General features: G+C 72.8%; 17 protein-coding genes and 3 tRNA genes. 17 read left to right on the top strand and 3 right to left on the bottom strand.

Features of this window, described 5'->3' with window-relative positions:
- Positions 1-46: 46 nt before the first annotated feature.
- Positions 47-721, top strand: coding sequence for a response regulator (locus tag AMK13_RS45090; protein ID WP_049652081.1), 675 nt, complete (start codon positions 47-49; stop codon positions 719-721).
- A 269-nt stretch (positions 722-990) separates the two neighbouring features.
- Here AMK13_RS45090 and AMK13_RS23625 read toward each other — a convergent pair whose 3' ends face one another.
- Complete coding sequence (locus AMK13_RS23625) at positions 991-2,259, bottom strand: hydrolase (protein ID WP_074003979.1); 1,269 nt, start codon at positions 2,257-2,259, stop codon at positions 991-993.
- A 279-nt stretch (positions 2,260-2,538) separates the two neighbouring features.
- On the opposite strand from AMK13_RS23625, the gene AMK13_RS23620 reads away from it, so the two are divergent.
- From AMK13_RS23620 to AMK13_RS23585, 8 genes are all read left to right on the top strand, one after another.
- A tRNA-Thr gene (locus AMK13_RS23620) sits at positions 2,539-2,611 on the top strand.
- A gap of 43 nt (positions 2,612-2,654) precedes the next feature.
- A tRNA-Met gene (locus AMK13_RS23615) sits at positions 2,655-2,727 on the top strand.
- 83 nt (positions 2,728-2,810) lie between these two features.
- On the top strand, positions 2,811-2,975 hold the full coding sequence (gene rpmG / locus AMK13_RS23610; protein ID WP_006604855.1) for a 50S ribosomal protein L33: 165 nt from the start codon (positions 2,811-2,813) through the stop codon (positions 2,973-2,975).
- 117 nt (positions 2,976-3,092) lie between these two features.
- Positions 3,093-3,551 (top strand): MaoC family dehydratase N-terminal domain-containing protein, encoded by a 459-nt coding sequence (locus AMK13_RS23605; protein WP_049651991.1) that lies wholly within the window; start codon positions 3,093-3,095, stop codon positions 3,549-3,551.
- Between the two features lie 5 nt (positions 3,552-3,556).
- A complete protein-coding gene (locus AMK13_RS23600; protein ID WP_049651990.1) occupies positions 3,557-3,979 on the top strand; it encodes a MaoC family dehydratase in 423 nt (140 codons plus the stop codon).
- Positions 3,980-4,076: 97 nt separating this feature from the next.
- Positions 4,077-4,640, top strand: a complete 564-nt coding sequence (locus AMK13_RS23595) for a TetR/AcrR family transcriptional regulator (RefSeq protein ID WP_234348396.1) — start codon at positions 4,077-4,079, stop codon at positions 4,638-4,640.
- Positions 4,641-4,743: 103 nt separating this feature from the next.
- Positions 4,744-6,189 (top strand): MFS transporter, encoded by a 1,446-nt coding sequence (locus AMK13_RS23590; RefSeq protein ID WP_074003978.1) that lies wholly within the window; start codon positions 4,744-4,746, stop codon positions 6,187-6,189.
- Positions 6,190-6,266: 77 nt separating this feature from the next.
- The gene (locus AMK13_RS23585) at positions 6,267-7,310 is read left to right on the top strand and encodes a UDP-N-acetylmuramate dehydrogenase (RefSeq protein ID WP_049651994.1); all 1,044 of its coding nucleotides are present in this window, start codon (positions 6,267-6,269) and stop codon (positions 7,308-7,310) included.
- Between the two features lie 8 nt (positions 7,311-7,318).
- Here the strand turns inward: AMK13_RS23585 and AMK13_RS23580 are convergent, their stop codons facing one another.
- Entirely contained in the window at positions 7,319-8,383 is a 1,065-nt protein-coding gene (locus tag AMK13_RS23580) for an adenosine deaminase (RefSeq protein WP_049651987.1), read from the bottom strand.
- 128 nt (positions 8,384-8,511) lie between these two features.
- A complete protein-coding gene (locus AMK13_RS23575) occupies positions 8,512-9,759 on the bottom strand; it encodes a pyridoxal phosphate-dependent aminotransferase (RefSeq protein WP_074003977.1) in 1,248 nt (415 codons plus the stop codon).
- Positions 9,760-10,050: 291 nt separating this feature from the next.
- Between AMK13_RS23575 and AMK13_RS23570 the strand changes: the two genes are divergently transcribed.
- The 8 genes from AMK13_RS23570 to AMK13_RS23535 all read left to right on the top strand — a co-directional run bounded on the left by AMK13_RS23570 (position 10,051) and on the right by AMK13_RS23535 (position 16,169).
- Positions 10,051-10,123 (top strand) — tRNA-Trp (locus AMK13_RS23570).
- A gap of 145 nt (positions 10,124-10,268) precedes the next feature.
- A complete protein-coding gene (gene secE, locus AMK13_RS23565; protein ID WP_049651985.1) occupies positions 10,269-10,595 on the top strand; it encodes a preprotein translocase subunit SecE in 327 nt (108 codons plus the stop codon).
- Between the two features lie 209 nt (positions 10,596-10,804).
- Positions 10,805-11,689, top strand: coding sequence for a transcription termination/antitermination protein NusG (nusG, locus tag AMK13_RS23560; protein ID WP_079272379.1), 885 nt, complete (start codon positions 10,805-10,807; stop codon positions 11,687-11,689).
- A gap of 167 nt (positions 11,690-11,856) precedes the next feature.
- Positions 11,857-12,291, top strand: coding sequence for a 50S ribosomal protein L11 (rplK, locus tag AMK13_RS23555; RefSeq protein ID WP_049651984.1), 435 nt, complete (start codon positions 11,857-11,859; stop codon positions 12,289-12,291).
- A 77-nt stretch (positions 12,292-12,368) separates the two neighbouring features.
- Complete coding sequence (rplA, locus tag AMK13_RS23550; protein WP_049651983.1) at positions 12,369-13,091, top strand: 50S ribosomal protein L1; 723 nt, start codon at positions 12,369-12,371, stop codon at positions 13,089-13,091.
- Between the two features lie 234 nt (positions 13,092-13,325).
- Positions 13,326-14,105 carry a hypothetical protein gene (locus AMK13_RS23545; protein ID WP_049651982.1) on the top strand — a complete coding sequence of 260 codons (780 nt, stop codon included), beginning with the start codon at positions 13,326-13,328 and terminating at the stop codon, positions 14,103-14,105.
- Between the two features lie 104 nt (positions 14,106-14,209).
- Complete coding sequence (locus tag AMK13_RS23540; RefSeq protein ID WP_074003976.1) at positions 14,210-15,127, top strand: hypothetical protein; 918 nt, start codon at positions 14,210-14,212, stop codon at positions 15,125-15,127.
- 163 nt (positions 15,128-15,290) lie between these two features.
- Complete coding sequence (locus AMK13_RS23535; RefSeq protein WP_049651980.1) at positions 15,291-16,169, top strand: hypothetical protein; 879 nt, start codon at positions 15,291-15,293, stop codon at positions 16,167-16,169.
- The last annotated feature ends 266 nt before the right edge of the window (positions 16,170-16,435 follow it).

Genomic DNA, 16,435 nt, shown 5'->3' with positions numbered 1-16,435 from the left:
GGTGCGTGTCTCGCGAAGCGACTGCCGAGCGAAGCGAGGCGGGCGCATGAGTGAGATTCTGGTCGTCGACGACGAGCCCGCCCTCCTGCGCACCCTGCGGATCAACCTCAGCGCCCGGCACTACGCCGTCCGCACCGCCGCCAGCGGCGGAGAGGCGCTGGACCGCGCCGCGCACAGCGCCCCGGACGCCGTCCTGCTCGACCTCGGCCTGCCCGACCTCGACGGCATGGACGTGCTGCGCGGCCTGCGCACCCACAGCGCGGTGCCGATCATCGTGCTCTCCGGCCGGACGGACGCCGCCGACAAGGTGGGCGCCCTGGACGCGGGCGCCGACGACTACCTCACCAAGCCGTTCCTGATGGACGAGCTGCTGGCCCGGCTGCGCGCCGTGCTGCGCCGGCCGCTGGGCGACGTGCCGCTGGGCCGGCCGGTGATCGGCGACCACACCGTGGACCTCGCGGCCACCGCGGTGCACGGCCCGAACGGCCCGGTCCGGCTCACCCCGACCGAGTGGCGCATCCTCGCCCTGCTGCTCGCCAACCCGGGCCGGCTGGTGCCCGGGAGGCAGATCCTGCGCGAGGTGTGGGGCCCGGCCCAGGAGGGGCGCGGCAACTACCTGCGGGTCTACTTCGCGGGGCTGCGCCGCAAGTTGGAGCGCGATCCGGCCCGCCCGCGGCACCTGGTCACCGAGCCGGGGATCGGGTACCGGTACGTGCCGTGACGGACCGGCGCACCGGTGCCGGCGCGCCCCCGTCAACGAGCCGTCAAGAGCGGCCCGGTGGGCGACAGGGGGGCGTCAAGGCCGCTCGGGGGCGGTGTTCCGCGGGCGTAGTGTCGGTGTCGAACGAGCGGCCCCTGCTCCGTGTGGGGGAGGTCCGGGGCCGCTCCAGCCGCCGCCCGAGGCGGCCAGCAGGTGGGGGAGGGGCGCGCGACACCAGTCGCGCGCCCCCATCTGCCGTCAGGGGCCATCAGGCCCACTCCGGGACCGGCTCAGCCGTCCCCGCCCCCGGACTGCCGGGGCAGCGCCAGCGCCACCGTGTCCGCGAACTCCCGGACCGCGCTGGTCCGGCTGACCACCCGGCCGCTGTGCACCACCAGTCGGCTGTGCCCGCCCGCGAGCGCCCCGGCCAGGCTGTCCCCGCGCACCGCCAGCAGCTCCGCCGGGAACCCGGCGTCCACCCGGACCGGCGCCAGGCCGAGCGCCGCCCGGGCCTGGTTCGCCACCGCGTCGTACGCCGCCTCCGGGGTCAACTCCCCACCGGCCGCCAGCAGGTAGGCCGACTCCAGCGGATCCGCCCGGCCGACCGGGTTGGACGGGTCGCGCAGCGCCCCGCTGCCCGCCGCCAGCGGCACCCCGGCGGCCGCCAACTCCCGTACCAGGCCCGGCCGCAGGCCCGCCGAGCGGCCCTCCATGCCGGTGCAGCAGCCGTTCTGCGGCAGGCAGACCACCCGGACCCCGCTGGTCGCCAGCACCGTCGACGCGCCCCGGGGCAGCGCCCCGCACGGGCCGAGTGCCACCCGGGGTCGCAGCGGGGCCAACGCCCCGGTCATCCGGGCGAGTTGGGCGGCGTCGCCGGCGCCGGTGTGCAGGTCCACCGGGCAGTCCGCCTCCCGGGCGGCCTCCAGCAGCAGCTGCACGTACCCGGCCGGGTCCGGGTCCAGCTCCGGGCAGCCGCCGGCCGCCGTGGCGCCCAGCTTGAGCGCCTCGCGCAGCTGCGCCCGGCCGTCCGCGCCGGCCCGTCCGGTGAGCAGCCGGGGCATCGCCACCGCCTGGAGCTCGGCCAGCCCGCCCAGTGCCTGCCGGGCGGTCAGCACCGCCTCCAGCCGGCGCAGCCCGTGCACGTCGCCGATCCGGACGTGGGTGCGCTGGGCGGTGGCGCCGTAGCCGAGCGAGGTCAGCGCGGCCTCGGTGACCCGGCGGGTGAGGTCGGCCGGGGTGTCCGGCGGCGGGGTGGGCAGGGCGGCGGAGAAGGCGGTGTCGTAGTGGGCGTGCGCCTCGGCGGGGGCCGGGAGCAGCAGGTAGCCGCGCAGGTCGATCCGGGCGCCGGTGGTGACGGTGGGCGCGCCGGGCAGGGCGGGCAGCGGGCCGAGGCTGCCGACGGTGCCGACCGCCTGGATCCGGTCGCCGCTGATCCGGACGTCCACCACCCGCCCGTCCGCCAGCCGGGCGCCGGTGAGGAGCAGGACCGGGCCGTGCCCGAGCGGGTTGGCCGCCGGGCCGGGCCCGGAGTGCGGCCCGTCGGCGGCTGCGCTGTCCATCGCCCGGCTCCTTCTCGGGCCGGCCCGTGCGGTCGGCCCCGTACGGCTGGCCCGTACCGCCGGCCAGTCCTCCCGATCAATGAGCGTCGAGCCTATGGGTCCGGGGGGCGGGTCGCCGGGAGGCGGGCAATAGTCGTATCGGGTCGGGCCGTGCGGCTCGCGGGCCGATCGAACGCCGGGCCTTGGATCGTCCGTCCGTACCCCTCGCCCACCTGCGGTCTTCGCCGCGGGATACGGATTTCACCTCCGGGCGCGAAACGTGTAATCTCTTCCTCGTTCGCCCCTATAGCTCAGTCGGTAGAGCGTCTCCATGGTAAGGAGAAGGTCTGCGGTTCGATTCCGCATGGGGGCTCTGGTGAGAAGCGGTCAGCTCCGGCTGTGCCGCGGATCACTGTGGCGGTGTAGCTCAGTTGGTAGAGCAAGCGGCTCATAATCGCTGTGTCACCGGTTCAAGTCCGGTCACCGCTACCCCGCGTAGTCGGTCGGGAGATCGCACTCCCGGTCGGCTACTCTTGTTGTGTTCTTATTCGTTGTCCAAGGAAGGCACTCCCGTGGCTGCCACCGACGTCCGCCCGAAGATCACGCTGGCCTGCGTGGAGTGCAAGGAGCGGAACTACATCACCAAGAAGAACCGGCGTAACGACCCGGACCGTCTTGAGATGAAGAAGCACTGCCCCCGCTGCAACTCGCACACCGCGCACCGCGAGACCCGCTGACCCTCTTGCAGGGCGACGGGCCTGTGTGAACTCAGGTCTCTTGCTCCGGGCCGCATCCCTCACAGGGGGTGCGGCCCGGAGTTTTTTTCGTATCCACCCGCGTTCCGAGGAGCCGCCATGGCGCTCGACCCCTCCTTCATCGGGCGTAGCTACCCGCCCACCGAGCCGTACGAGGTCGGCCGGGAGAAGATCCGCGAGTTCGCGACCGCGGTCGGCGACGCCAACCCGGCGTACACCGACCTTGAGGCGGCGAAGGCGCTGGGGCACCCCGACGTGATCGCCCCGCCGACCTTCCCGTTCGTGATCACCTACCGCGCGGCCGGCCAGGTGGTCGAGGACCCGGAGCTGGGCCTGGACTTCAGCCGGGTGGTGCACGGCGACCAGAAGTTCGCCTACACCCGCCCGGTGCGGGCCGGTGACCGGCTGTCGGTCACGGTGACCATCGACAACATCAAGTCGCTGGCGGGCAACGACGTGCTCACCGTGCGTGGCGAGGTGACGGACGCGACCGGCGGGCACGTTGTGACGTCGGTCATGACCCTGGTGGCCCGGGCCGCCGACGAGGCGGGGGAGTGAGCGCGATGGCGATCGACTACGACGAGGTCGAGGTCGGCACCGAGCTGCCGGCGCAGTCCTTCCCGGTGACCCGCGACACACTGGTGCGGTACGCGGGGGCCTCGGGGGACTTCAACCCGATCCACTGGAACGAGAAGTTCGCCCTGGAGGTCGGCCTGCCGGACGTGATCGCGCACGGCATGTTCACCATGGCCGAGGCGATCCGGGTGGTCACCGACTGGGTCGGCGACCCGGCCGCGGTGGTCGAGTACGGCGTGCGGTTCACCCGGCCGGTGCCGGTGCCGAACGACGGGGTCGGCGCGGTGGTCGAGGTCTCGGCCAAGGTCGCCAAGAAGCTGGACGACCGCAGGGTGCAGGTCGACCTGCTGGCCACCACGGGCGGCCAGAAGGTGCTCGGCATGTCCCGGGCCGTCGTCCGGCTCGGCTGAGCGGCCCCGGGGTCGCGGCGGCCGGGGTCCCGTACGGGATCTCCGGCCGCCGGCGCGGGCCTTGCGTAGATAGTGATTGGCCACTAACTTGGGGCCCATGGCGAAGTCGAGCATCCGGATGAGCGCGGAGGAGCGGCGCGAGAGCGTCGTCCGGGCCGCCCTGACCGAGTTCGCCCGGGGCGGGTACCACGGCACCTCCACCGAGGCGATCGCCCGCCGGGTGGGCGTCTCGCAGCCGTACCTGTTCCGGCTGTTCCCGAGCAAGCAGGCGATCTTCGCCGCGGCCGCCGAGCGCTGCGTCGAGGAGACCTGGCGGGTGTTCGACGAGGCCTCGGCCGGGCTGTCCGGTGAGGCGGCCGCGGAGGCGATGTCCACCGCGTACCTGGGCCTGGTCGAGAACGGCGACCAGCTCATGATGCAGATGCAGCTCTACGTCTCGGCGTCCGCGGCCAGGGCGGCCGGTGAGGACGAGGTGGGGGAGACCGCCCGGCTGCTGTGGGAGGACCTGTTCGACCGGGTCAGGATCCGGATCGGCGGCGGAATGAAGGACGCCACGCAGTTCTTCGCGTACGGGATGCTGATCAACACCCTGGTGGCGCTCGGCTATCCGCCGGACCACCGGATCTGGGCCGGCTTCGACGGGTGCGAGCCGCCCGAGTAGGCGCGCCGCCCGGATGGACGGGCCGCACGGGGTGTCCGTGCGGCCTCTTTTCGGCCCAAAGAAGTTATTGAGCAATAACTACCTAAGGAACCTGGGGGACGTCATGACGGAGAAACCTGCCATGGGCAGAGCGGCGGTCTGGACCCTGGTGATCGTCAGCGCGGCCAGCTTCATGGCCGCCCTGGACAACCTGGTGGTCACCACCGCGCTGCCGTCGATCCGCGAGGAGCTCGGCGGCGGACTGTCCGACCTCGAATGGACGGTCAGCGCCTACACCCTGAGCTTCGCCGTGCTGCTGATGTTCGGCGCCGCCCTCGGCGACCGCTTCGGCCGCCGCCGGATCTTCCTGGTCGGGCTGGCGGTCTTCACCGCCGGCTCCGCCGCGGCCGCGCTGTCCCCGGGCATCGGCGAACTGATCGCCGCCCGCGCCGTCCAGGGCACCGGGGCCGCGGTGATGATGCCGCTCACCCTCACCCTGCTCACCGCCGCGGTGCCCGAGGGCAAGCGGGGGATGGCCTTCGGCATCTGGTCGGGGGTCAGCGGCCTCGCCGTCGCCGCGGGGCCGCTGATCGGCGGCTCGCTGACCGAGCACTTCTCCTGGCAGTGGATCTTCTGGGTGAACGTCCCGGTCGGCCTCGTCCTGCTGCCGCTGGCCTACCTGCGGCTCGGCGAGAGCCGGGGCCCGGGCCGGGCCCTGGACGTGCCCGGAACCCTGCTGGTCAGCCTCGGGATGTTCGGCGTCGTCCTCGGCCTGATCCGCGGCAACCCGGACGGCTGGACCAGCCCGCTGGTCCTCGGCGCCCTGATCGGCGGCACCCTGCTGCTGGCCGCCTTCGTCCGGTACGAGCAGCGGGTCGCCGCCCACCCGATGCTGCCGATGCGACTGTTCCGCAGCCGGGCCTTCTCCGCCGTCAACGCGGCCAGCCTGCTGATGTACCTGGGGATGTTCGGCTCGATCTTCCTGATCAGCCAGTACCTCCAGGGCGTCGGCGGCTTCAGCCCGCAGGAGGCGGGCATCCGGATGCTGCCGTGGACGGCGATGCCGCTGCTGGTCTCGCCGATCGCGGGCATCCTCTCCGACCGGATCGGCGGCCGGCCGATCGTGGTCGCCGGGCTGGCGCTGCAGGCCGCGGGCCTGGCGCTGTACGGCCTGGTGGTGGACGGGAGCACCGGCCTCGACTACGTCGCCCAGATACCGGCCACCGTGATCTGCGGGATCGGCATGTCGCTGTACTTCGGCCCGACCGCCCAGCTGGTGATGGCCAGCGTCCGGCCGCAGGAGCAGGGGATCGCCTCCGGCGCCAACAACGCGCTGCGCGAGGTCGGCGGGGCGCTCGGGGTCGCCGTGCTCGCGGCGGTGTTCTCGGGGCAGGGCGGCTACCAGTCGGTGCGGGCCTTCACGGACGGGCTGGTGCCCGCGCTGTACGTCGGCGCCGCCGCCGTCGGGCTCGGCGCGCTCGCCGCGGTGTTCATCCCGCGGCGGCGGAGGGCGCCGGTCGCGGCGGCGGGGGAGCGGGCGGCGGACCGGGCCGAGCCGGCCCGGGTCTGAACGGGGGCGGAGGGGAGGGGCCCGCCGACGGGAATCGCGTTCCGGTCGGCGGACCCCTCCCCCGTACGCTGGTGGGCGTGCTGGTAGAAAACGACGCCCCCCTCGCCCCGCTGACCACGCTCCGGCTCGGCGGCCCGGCCCGCCGCCTGGTGACCGCCCACACCGACGACGAGGTGATCGCCGCCGTCCGCGAGGCCGACGCGGCTGGCGAGCCGCTGCTCGTCCTCGGCGGCGGCTCCAACCTGGTGATCGGCGACGCCGGCTTCCCCGGCACCGTGCTGCGGATCGCCACCGAGGGCTTCGCCCTGGACGGCACCGCGCTGGAGGTCGCGGCCGGCGAGACCTGGTCCGAGGTGGTCCACCGGACCGTGCGCGACCACGGACTGGCGGGCATCGAGTTCCTGGCCGGCATCCCCGGCTCCGCGGGCGCCACCCCGGTGCAGAACGTGGGCGCGTACGGCCAGGAGGTCGCCCAGTCGATCACCGAGGTGGTCGCGTACGACCGCACCGCCGACGAGGTCGTCACCCTCTCGAACGCCGAGTGCGGGTTCTCCTACCGGCACAGCCGCTTCAAGGCCGAGCCGGACCGCTACGTGGTGCTGCGGGTGCGGTTCCGCCTGGAGGACAACGACGGGCTCTCCACTCCCGTCCGCTACGCCGAGACCGCCCGGCACCTGGGCGTCGAGCCGGGCGCCCGGGTCGCGGTCGGCACGGCCTGGACGGCGGTGCTGCTGCTGCGCTCCGGCAAGGGCATGGTGCTGGACCCGGCGGACCACGACACCTGGTCGGCGGGCTCCTTCTTCACCAACCCGGTGCTCACGGCCGCGCAGTACGAGTCCTTCCGCACCCGCCCGGGCACCGAGGACGCCCCCGCCTACCCGGCTCCGGAGGGCTGCACCAAGACCTCGGCGGCCTGGCTGATCGACCGCGCGGGCTTCGGCAAGGGCTACGGCGGCGGCCCGGCGACGCTCTCCACCAAGCACACCCTGGCGCTCACCAACCGCGGCTCGGCCACCGCCGAGGACCTGCTGGCACTGGCCCGGGAGATCCGGGACGGGGTCCGCGCGGCCTTCGGGGTGGAGCTGGTGAACGAGCCGGTGATGGTGGGCGTCAAGCTCTAGCCGCGGCCCTAGGCGGGTACGGCGGCCGCTTCCGCAGGGGCGCGGTCGCCGACCAGCCAGGCGTCGATGTCCGCCAGCAGCTCCTTGCGGACGGCCTCCGGCGCGACCGAGCCGCGCACCGACTGCCGTGCCAGCTCGGCGAGTTCGGCGTCGGAGAAGCCCAGCACGTCCCGGACCAGCTCGTACTGGGCGGCCAGCCGGCTGCCGAACAGCAGCGGGTCGTCCGCGCCCAGGGCGAGCGGCACCCCGGCGTCGAAGAGCCGGCGCAGCGGCACCTCCTCGGGGCGCTCGTAGACGCCGAGCGAGACGTTGGAGGACGGGCAGACCTCGCAGGTGACCTGCCGGTCCGCCAGCCGCTCCATCAGCCGGGGGTCCTCGGCGGCCCGTACGCCGTGGCCGATCCGGGCGGCGCCCAGGTCGTCCAGGCAGTCCCGGACGGACTCCGGGCCGGACAGCTCGCCGCCGTGCGGGGCCGCCAGCAGCCCGCCGTTGCGGGCGATCGCGAAGGCCCGGTCGAAGTCCCGGGCCAGGCCCCGGCGCTCGTCGTTGGAGAGGCCGAAGCCGACCACCCCGTGGTCGGCGTAGCGGACGGCCAGCCGGGCCAGCGTCCGGGCGTCCATCGGGGACTTCATCCGGTTGGCCGCGACCAGGACCCGGATGCCCACCCCGGTCGCCGCGGCGGCGTGCTCCACCGCGTCCAGGATCAGCTCCAGGGCGGGGATCAGCCCGCCCAGCCGGGGCGCGTAGGACGTCGGGTCGACCTGGATCTCCAGCCAACGGGAGCCGTCCCGCCGCTCGTCCTCGGCGGTCTCCAGGACCAGCCGGCGGATGTCCTCCTCGTCCCGCAGCACCGAGCGGGCGGTGTCGTACAGCCGCTGGAAGCGGAACCAGCCCCGCTCGTCGGTGGCCCGCAGCCGGGGCGGCTCGCCGGAGCTGAGCGCCTCCGGCAGCCGGACGCCGTGCTTGTCCGCCAGCTCCAGGAGGGTGGCGGGCCGCATCGAGCCGGTGAAGTGCAGGTGCAGGTGGGCCTTCGGGAGGCCCCTGACGTCTCGCGGGTTCAACAGGCGTTCCATTCACCGATACTGCCGTATACGGCCCCTGAACGGGAACCGCCCCCTCTACATCCCCTGAAGGGGTGAAAGGGGGCGGTGCGCCGGGTGAAACCCTGGCGTCGGGTTGACGTCGGCGGACGGACCCGAGGTCAGTCGCGGGCCTCGCCGAGCAGCTTCTGGACCCGGCTGACGCCCTCGACCAGGTCGGCGTCGCCGAGCGCGTAGGAGAGCCGCAGGTAGCCGGGGGTGCCGAAGGCCTCGCCCGGGACGACCGCGACCTCGGCCTCGTCCAGGATCAGGGCGGCCAGCTCGGCGGAGGTCTGCGGGCGCCGGCCGCGGATCTCCTTGCCCAGCAGGCCCTTGACCGACGGGTAGGCGTAGAAGGCGCCCTCGGGCTCGGGGCAGAGCACGCCCTCGATCTCGTTGAGCATCCGCACGATGGTCTTGCGGCGGCGGTCGAAGGCCTCGCGCATCTCGGCGACCGCGTCCAGGTCGCCGGCCACGGCGGCCAGGGCGGCGCGCTGGGCGACGTTGGAGACGTTCGAGGTGGCGTGCGACTGGAGGTTGGTCGCGGCCTTGATGACGTCCTTCGGGCCGACCACCCAGCCCACCCGCCAGCCGGTCATCGCGTAGGTCTTGGCGACACCGTTGACCACGACGCACTTCTCGGCCAGCTCGGGCAGCAGGGCCGGCAGCGAGGTGAAGGTGGCGTCGCCGTACACCAGGTGCTCGTAGATCTCGTCGGTGAGCACCCACAGGCCGTGCTCCAGCGCCCAGCGGCCGATCGCCTCGGCCTCGGCCTCGGTGTACACCGCGCCGGTCGGGTTGGACGGCGAGACGAACAGCACCACCTTGGTGTTCTCGGTGCGCGCGGCCTCCAGCTGCTCGACCGAGACCTTGTAGCCGGTGGTCTCGTCGGAGACGACCTCCACCGGGACGCCGCCGGCCAGCTGGACCGACTCCGGGTAGGTGGTCCAGTACGGGGCCGGGATGATGACCTCGTCGCCCGGGTCCAGGATCGCCGCGAACGCCTCGTAGATCGCCTGCTTGCCGCCGTTGGTGACGAGCACCTGGGAGGCGTCCACCTCGTAGCCGGAGTCGCGCAGCGTCTTGGCGGCGATCGCGGCCTTCAGCTCGGGCAGGCCACCCGCCGGGGTGTAGCGGTGGTTCTTCGGGTCGCGGCAGGCCTCGACGGCCGCCTCGACGATGTAGTCCGGGGTGGGGAAGTCGGGCTCGCCGGCGCCGAAACCGATGACCGGGCGGCCGGCGGCCTTGAGGGCCTTGGCCTTGGCGTCCACGGCGAGGGTCGCGGACTCGGCGATCGCGCCGATCCGGGCGGAGACCCGGCGGTCGGCGGGGCGGATGGACTGGTCGGGCTGCGGGGTGGAAGCGCTCATGCCTGCATCGTCGCAGAACCGGGACCTACCGGGCATCGGGGTATCGGCATCCGTACGTTCCCGTCCGAATCGCGGCCCGACGGTCCGTCGGAAGGGTCCCGCCGGACCGGACGTCCGCCGGGGACCGGCCGGTCCGGAAGAAGAAGCCGGAAGAAGAAGTTCGACCAAACACCCCTCGACCACGTACACTCGCTGCTCGACGGCCCGCCCACAACCGGAGCTTTCACCGCCTGTACAGACAGCGGGGGGAGATACGGTAGGTTGGTCGCCACCGGAGCCGCGAGGCACCGTAGGGCAATAGCTCAATTGGTAGAGCACCGGTCTCCAAAACCGGCGGTTGGGGGTTCGAGTCCCTCTTGCCCTGCTGCTAGATCCGTTTTCAGCCCGTTCGCTCCACAGGAGTGAGCGGGCTTGATGCGGAGATGGCACCGATCAGCACCGCTAGCCGACTGGCCGCCCCCACCGGGTGCGCGGCGAAGCCGGCAGGACCCGGATTCAGGTGAGGACGAGTGACGGAGACCACGGGCTCCACCGCAACGCCTGAGAGCGGCAACCCCGAGGGTGCCGACGGCGCTGCCGAGATCGCATCGGCCGAGGGCGACAAGAAGTCCGGCAAGCAGAAGAAGTCGGGCAAGCGGGCCAAGAAGGGCCTGTTCGCACGGACCGCCCTCTTCTACCGCCAGATCATCGCCGAGCTGCGCAAGGTCGTCTGGCCGACCCGCGGCGAGCTCACCAACTACACCGCCGTGGTCGTCACCTTCGTGGTGGTCATGATGGCCTTCGTGGCCGGCCTGGACTACGGCTTCTCCAAGCTGAGCCTCCTGGTCTTCGGCTGACCGGCCGCCCCACCTCTCGAACAGCCTCCCGACCCGGGCCGATTACTCGGCCCGGGTCGAGCTGTCGGCGCCGGACGTACGCGCGGCTACCGTGGACTCGGTACTGTTGAAGTCTCCGAGACCTCACCTGGCGCCCGCGCGAGCGGCCGTCCGCCGGGCCGGTCGAGGAGCGCGCCACCTTCACCATCTCCAGGAAAGAAGCCGCCACCGTGTCTGAGTCCCCCCTGTACGACGCCGACGAGACCGTCCGCGAGGCGGATGGCGCCGCCGAGCTGGACGCGGCCGAGCCGGCTGACGACGCCGAGTCCGCCGAGCAGATCGTGGACGCCGCGGACAGCGACGAGGACGAGGTCGAGGCGTACGACGAGGCCGAGGCCGGCGAGCCCGCCGAGGAGGCCGCGCTGCACGTGGAGGGCGACGCCGAGGCCGAGGAGTCCGTCGAGGACGCCGAGGAGGCCGAGGAGGCCGAGGAGGAGTCGGCCGACGAGGTCGACCCGGTCGCCAAGTTCCGCGAGGACCTGCGCTTCATGCCGGGCGAGTGGTACGTGATCCACACCTACGCCGGCTACGAGAACCGGGTGAAGCAGAACCTGGAGCAGCGCGCCGTCTCGCTGAACGTCGAGGAGTACATCTTCCAGGCCGAGGTGCCGCAGGAGGAGGTCGTCCAGATCAAGAACGGCGACCGCAAGACCATCCGCCAGAACAAGCTCCCCGGCTACGTCCTGGTGCGCATGGACCTCACCCCCGAGTCCTGGGGCGTCGTGCGCAACACCCCGGGTGTCACCGGCTTCGTCGGCAACGCCTACGACCCGTACCCGCTGACCCTGGACGAGGTCGTCAAGATGCTCGCCCCCGACGTCGAGCGCCAGGCGGCCAAGGAGGCCGGCAAGCCCTCGCCGATCAAGCCGAGCGAGATCCAGGTGCTGGACTTCGAGGTCGGCGACTCGGTCACCGTCACCGACGGTCCGTTCGCGACCCTCCAGGCGACCATCAACGAGATCAACCCGGACTCGAAGAAGGTCAAGGGCCTGGTCGAGATCTTCGGCCGGGAGACCCCGGTCGAGCTCTCCTTCGACCAGATCCAGAAGAACTAGTCATACCGTCTTCGGGTTCGGGGCGGGGGCGAGGAGCCTCCGCCCCGAACCCGTTTTGGTCCAGCGGCGCGGACGCGTTAGCCTGGTCCGATGTGTGTGCTGGCGGCCGGGTGTCGCCCCGGTTTCGCACGCACCAGCAATCACCTCTCGGAAGGACCCGGAGAGACATGCCTCCCAAGAAGAAGAAGGTCACGGGGCTTATCAAGCTCCAGATCAACGCCGGTGCGGCCAACCCGGCGCCGCCGGTCGGCCCCGCGCTGGGCCAGCACGGCGTCAACATCATGGAGTTCTGCAAGGCCTACAACGCTGCGACCGAGTCGCAGCGCGGCATGATCGTGCCGGTGGAGATCACGGTCTACGAGGACCGTTCCTTCACCTTCATCACGAAGACGCCGCCGGCCGCGCGCCTCATCCTGAAGGCCGCGGGTGTCGACAAGGGCTCCAGCGAGCCGCACAAGACCAAGGTCGCCAAGCTCACCAGCGCCCAGGTCCGCGACATCGCCACGACCAAGATGCCCGACCTGAACGCCAACGACCTGGACGCCGCGGAGAAGATCATCGCCGGCACCGCCCGGTCGATGGGCATCACCGTCGAGGGCTGAGTTCCCTTCTCGTCCCCTGTGGTAGGGCCCGCGCAGGCCCGTGACACCACAACTCCATTCATCATTCAGGAGCAGCCATGAAGCGCAGCAAGGCCCTGAAGGCCGCGGACGCCCAGGTCGACCGCGAGCGCCTTTACGCCCCCCTCGAGGCCGTCCGCCTCGCCAAGGCGACCAGCACCACCAAGTTCGACGGCACCGTCGAGGTCGCCATGCGTCTGGGCGTCGACCCGCGCAAGGCCGACCAGATGGTCCGCAGCACCGTGATCCTCCCGCACGGCACCGGTAAGACCGCTCGGGTCCTGGTCTTCGCGACCGGCGAGCGTGCCGAGGCCGCGCGTGCTGCGGGCGCCGACATCGTCGGCTCCGACGAGCTCATCGACGAGGTCGCCAAGGGCCGCCTCGACTTCGACGCCGTCGTCGCCACCCCGGACCTCATGGGCAAGGTCGGCCGCCTCGGCCGCGTGCTCGGTCCCCGTGGCCTGATGCCGAACCCGAAGACCGGCACCGTGACCCCGGACGTGGCCAAGGCCGTGAACGAGATCAAGGGCGGCAAGATCGAGTTCCGCGTCGACAAGCACTCGAACCTGCACTTCATCATCGGTAAGGCCTCCTTCACCGACGAGCAGCTGGTCGAGAACTACGCCGCCGCGCTGGACGAGGTGCTCCGCGCCAAGCCGTCCGCCGCCAAGGGCCGCTACATCAAGAAGACCGCGTTCTCGACCACCATGGGCCCCGGCGTCCTGGTGGACCCGAACCGCACCCGCAACCTCCTCGCCGAGGAGGACCCGGCCGCGGTCTGAGCCCCAGTGCTCTAGAGCAGTCCGTACGGCGGGCCCGTACCCCCTTCACCGGGGGTGCGGGCCCGCCGTCGTTCCCGGGGAAGGAGCCGGTACGCGGCCCGGCGCGGGCCGGTCGGGCCGACGGGCCGGAACGGTTGCCGGATCGGGACACCGGCGGATGGGAACGACGGGCCGAACCGTCGTACGCTCTGCCGGTCAGACCATGTGGAGCACCTGTGACCGCCGGAGTGTGCCGTGCTGCCCGCCCCTCGCCCCACCGTTCTCGTGGCGGCCCTGCTGCTGCTCACCACCACCGGGTGCAGCCTGCTGGCCGTCCCGACCACCCGCACCCCCGGGGGCCCCGCGCCGGTGCCGCCCAAGCAGGTGGTGCTCTCGGCCGCGCAGGGGCTGGACGACGCCGGCGGCGCCCGGATCGACGTGGTCCAGGAGGGCCCGGCCGGCCGGCGCACCGCGAGCGGCTCCCTGGTCTGGGGCGCCGCGGACGAGGCCGGGCTGGCCGTCACCGACGAGCTGGGCACCGGACGGCTGACCGTGAAGGACGGCGCGCTCGACCTCGTCTACCAGGGCGGCGCGGCCAAGCACGCGGAGCGGAGCACCGCCGAGTCGGTCGACCCCGCGGCGGGCCCCGACCCGGAGGGCTTCGCGGGCGGCTGGACGACCGCGCTGATCACCAACCCGGGCAGCCGGGCGTACGAGGTCGCGCAGGGCGTCAAGCTCACCTCGCTCGGCGGCGAGCAGCTGGCCGGGGTGACCGTGGCGCACTACCGGGGCTCCGCGCCGGTGGCCGAACTGTTCGGCAAGGACGACGAGTTGAGCCCGCAGCGGCGGGCCGCCACGCTGGACTGGTACCAGCGGCACGGGGTGACGGCGATCGGCTACGACGTCTGGGTCGGCCCCGGCATGCAGCTGCTGCGGCTGCGCGAGACGGTCCGGGGGAGTGCGGGAACCACGGTCACCACGACCGATGTCTCGGCTCCCGGAGCGGCGGACGCGACGCCCGCCGCCGGCGGGTGACGGGGCAGCGGATATCCGGCGCATGGGGCTTCCGGCGATCCGTTAGAGTCCGGATGAGAAACGCATGAGAAGAGCTGACAATCAGCTCTTCGAGGGGGGAAGTCATGGCTGGAACCCGCAAGGCCGCCGTCACCGTCGTCCTCGCCGCCCTGGCGCTGACCGCGACCGCGTGCAACAACGACAAGTCGGCGGACAAGAACGCCGCCCCGGCCGCGCCGACCACGGCCGCCGCCCCGGCCACCCCGTCGGCCGCCGCCCCGACCGGCGCGAAGCCGGAGAAGGTCAGCCCGGCGGTCTTCCTGGAGCAGGTCACCCAGAAGACCGGTGCGGCCAAGTCGGCGAAGGTCGACGAGCTGATCCAGGTCGGCGAGATCACCATGAAGGGCCAGGGCGCGCTGTCCTGGGCCGACGGCCTGGAGGCCGACCTCGCGATGGACCTGTCGGGCTCCCCGCTGGGCAAGGTCCTGGCGCCGATCACCGGCGGGCCGAAGGCGCACTACCTGTACACCAAGGACGCGGTGTTCCTGGGCCTCGGCGGGGAGCTGCTGCAGAACAGCGGCCCGCGCTGGGTGCGCTACACCATGGCCGACATGGCCAAGGCCTCCGGCGGTGCGACCGACCAGCTGCAGAGCGCGGACCCGGTGCAGGGCGTCCGGACGCTGATCGCCGGCGGCAAGGTCACCGAGGTCGGCCCGGAGACGGTGAACGGCAAGGCGACCACCCACTACTCCGGCGTGATCAGCGCCGCGGACCTGGCCATCGCCTCCACCCAGGGCATCACCCAGGCGCAGGCCGACCGGATCAAGAAGGGCCTGGACGCGGCCGGCATCGCCAGCGAGCAGGTCGACGTCTGGGTCGACGCCGACAAGCTCGTGGTCAAGCGGACCGAGCAGGCCGAGAGCAAGGTCGGCGCGGTGAACGTCTCCGTCAGCTACTCGGACTACGGCACCCCGGTGATCGCCGCCACCCCGGTGGACTACATCGACCTCGCCGATCTCCAGAAGGCCGCCGCCGGCAGCTGATCCCCGCCGCCCCGGACCGGAGCCCCGGCCCCGGTCCGGGCTCGGCCGACCCGGTGGACCCGCCCGCCCGAGGGGGGCCGCCACCGGGCCGGTCGGAGACGGGTGGCAAGGTGGCCGGAACGGGGCCGCCGTCGGACGGGGGCGGACGAGAGGGGAACGGACGATGGCGGCACGGCAGCGCTTGGCGGCGGTGGCCGTCGTCGCCCTGCTGACCAGCGGGCTGAGCGGGTGCGGCGGGGGCGGGGAGACGTCCGCCACGCCGTCCGGCAGCCCGAGCCTGAGCAGCGCCTCGCCGTCCACCGCCTCCCCGAGCGCCCAGGCCAAGCCCACCGATCGCTCGCCGCACGGGGTGCTGCTCTCCGCCCAGCTGGCCATGCAGACCGCCCGCCGGGCCAAGGTCAGCTACCGGCTCGGCCCGGACGCCGGGTCCGGCCCGCTGTTCTGGCAGCCCAAGACCGCGCTCCAGATCAAGCGCTCCACCCCCGCCGAGGCCGAGCAGCTGATCGTCGTGGACACCGTCGCCTACCAGGGCGGGGACGCCGCCACCGCGGCCAGGCAGGGCGGCCGGCACTGGGAGCGCTTCACCGTTCCGCCGGACGCGGACGGCCACAAGGAGGTCCCGTACGCCGGGCTGATCGACCTGCTGAACCCGGTCGAGGCGCTGACCGCGGCCACCGCCGAGGGGACGGACCCGGTCTTCGTCGGCGAGGAGAAGTTCGAGGACTCGACCGTCGAGCACTACCGGGTCGCCACCACCGCCGAGAAGTACGCGGCCGCCCAGGCCCAGCTGACCGCGGCCCGCCGGGACGGCCTGCGGGCCGCGCTCTCGCCCGGCGGCTCGGCCTCGCTCACCCTGGACCTCTGGCTCAACGACAAGGACCAGCTGGTCCGGCTCCAGCGGACCGGCACCGGGGACAGCGGCCGGCAGGACGACTCGGTGCTCTACACCGACCTCGCCGGGGCGCTGCTCTCGGCACAGGCGCCGGCCGAGTCGGACACCGTGGACACCGGCGTCCGGACGGTCTCCCCGCTGGCCCGCTGAGCCGTCGGCCCGCCGGCCCATCGGCCCGCCGCACTGACGACCCGTGCCGCGGCGACCCCGGGGGACGCCCCGTCCGAGGGCGATTTGCACCTGGTGAGGGGCTCCGGTTACTGTTGCCGAAGCCAAAGACCGCTGGTTGTCGCCGCGCCCGTCAGGGATCGGTGGCCGAAGGATCTGCGCTTCGTCGCAGGCAGCCCGCGCAGGTGTGTCTGGAGCTTCGACTTCCGGGTCCGCGTTCGCGCGATCGCCCGTCGAGGTCGTCACGA

Origin of the sequence: Streptomyces sp. CB02056 (assembly GCF_001905545.1) — a bacterium.
Lineage (GTDB): Bacteria > Actinomycetota > Actinomycetes > Streptomycetales > Streptomycetaceae > Kitasatospora.
The sequence above is the reverse complement of the archived record's forward strand: the minus strand, read 5'-3'. Positions and strand labels throughout refer to the sequence as shown.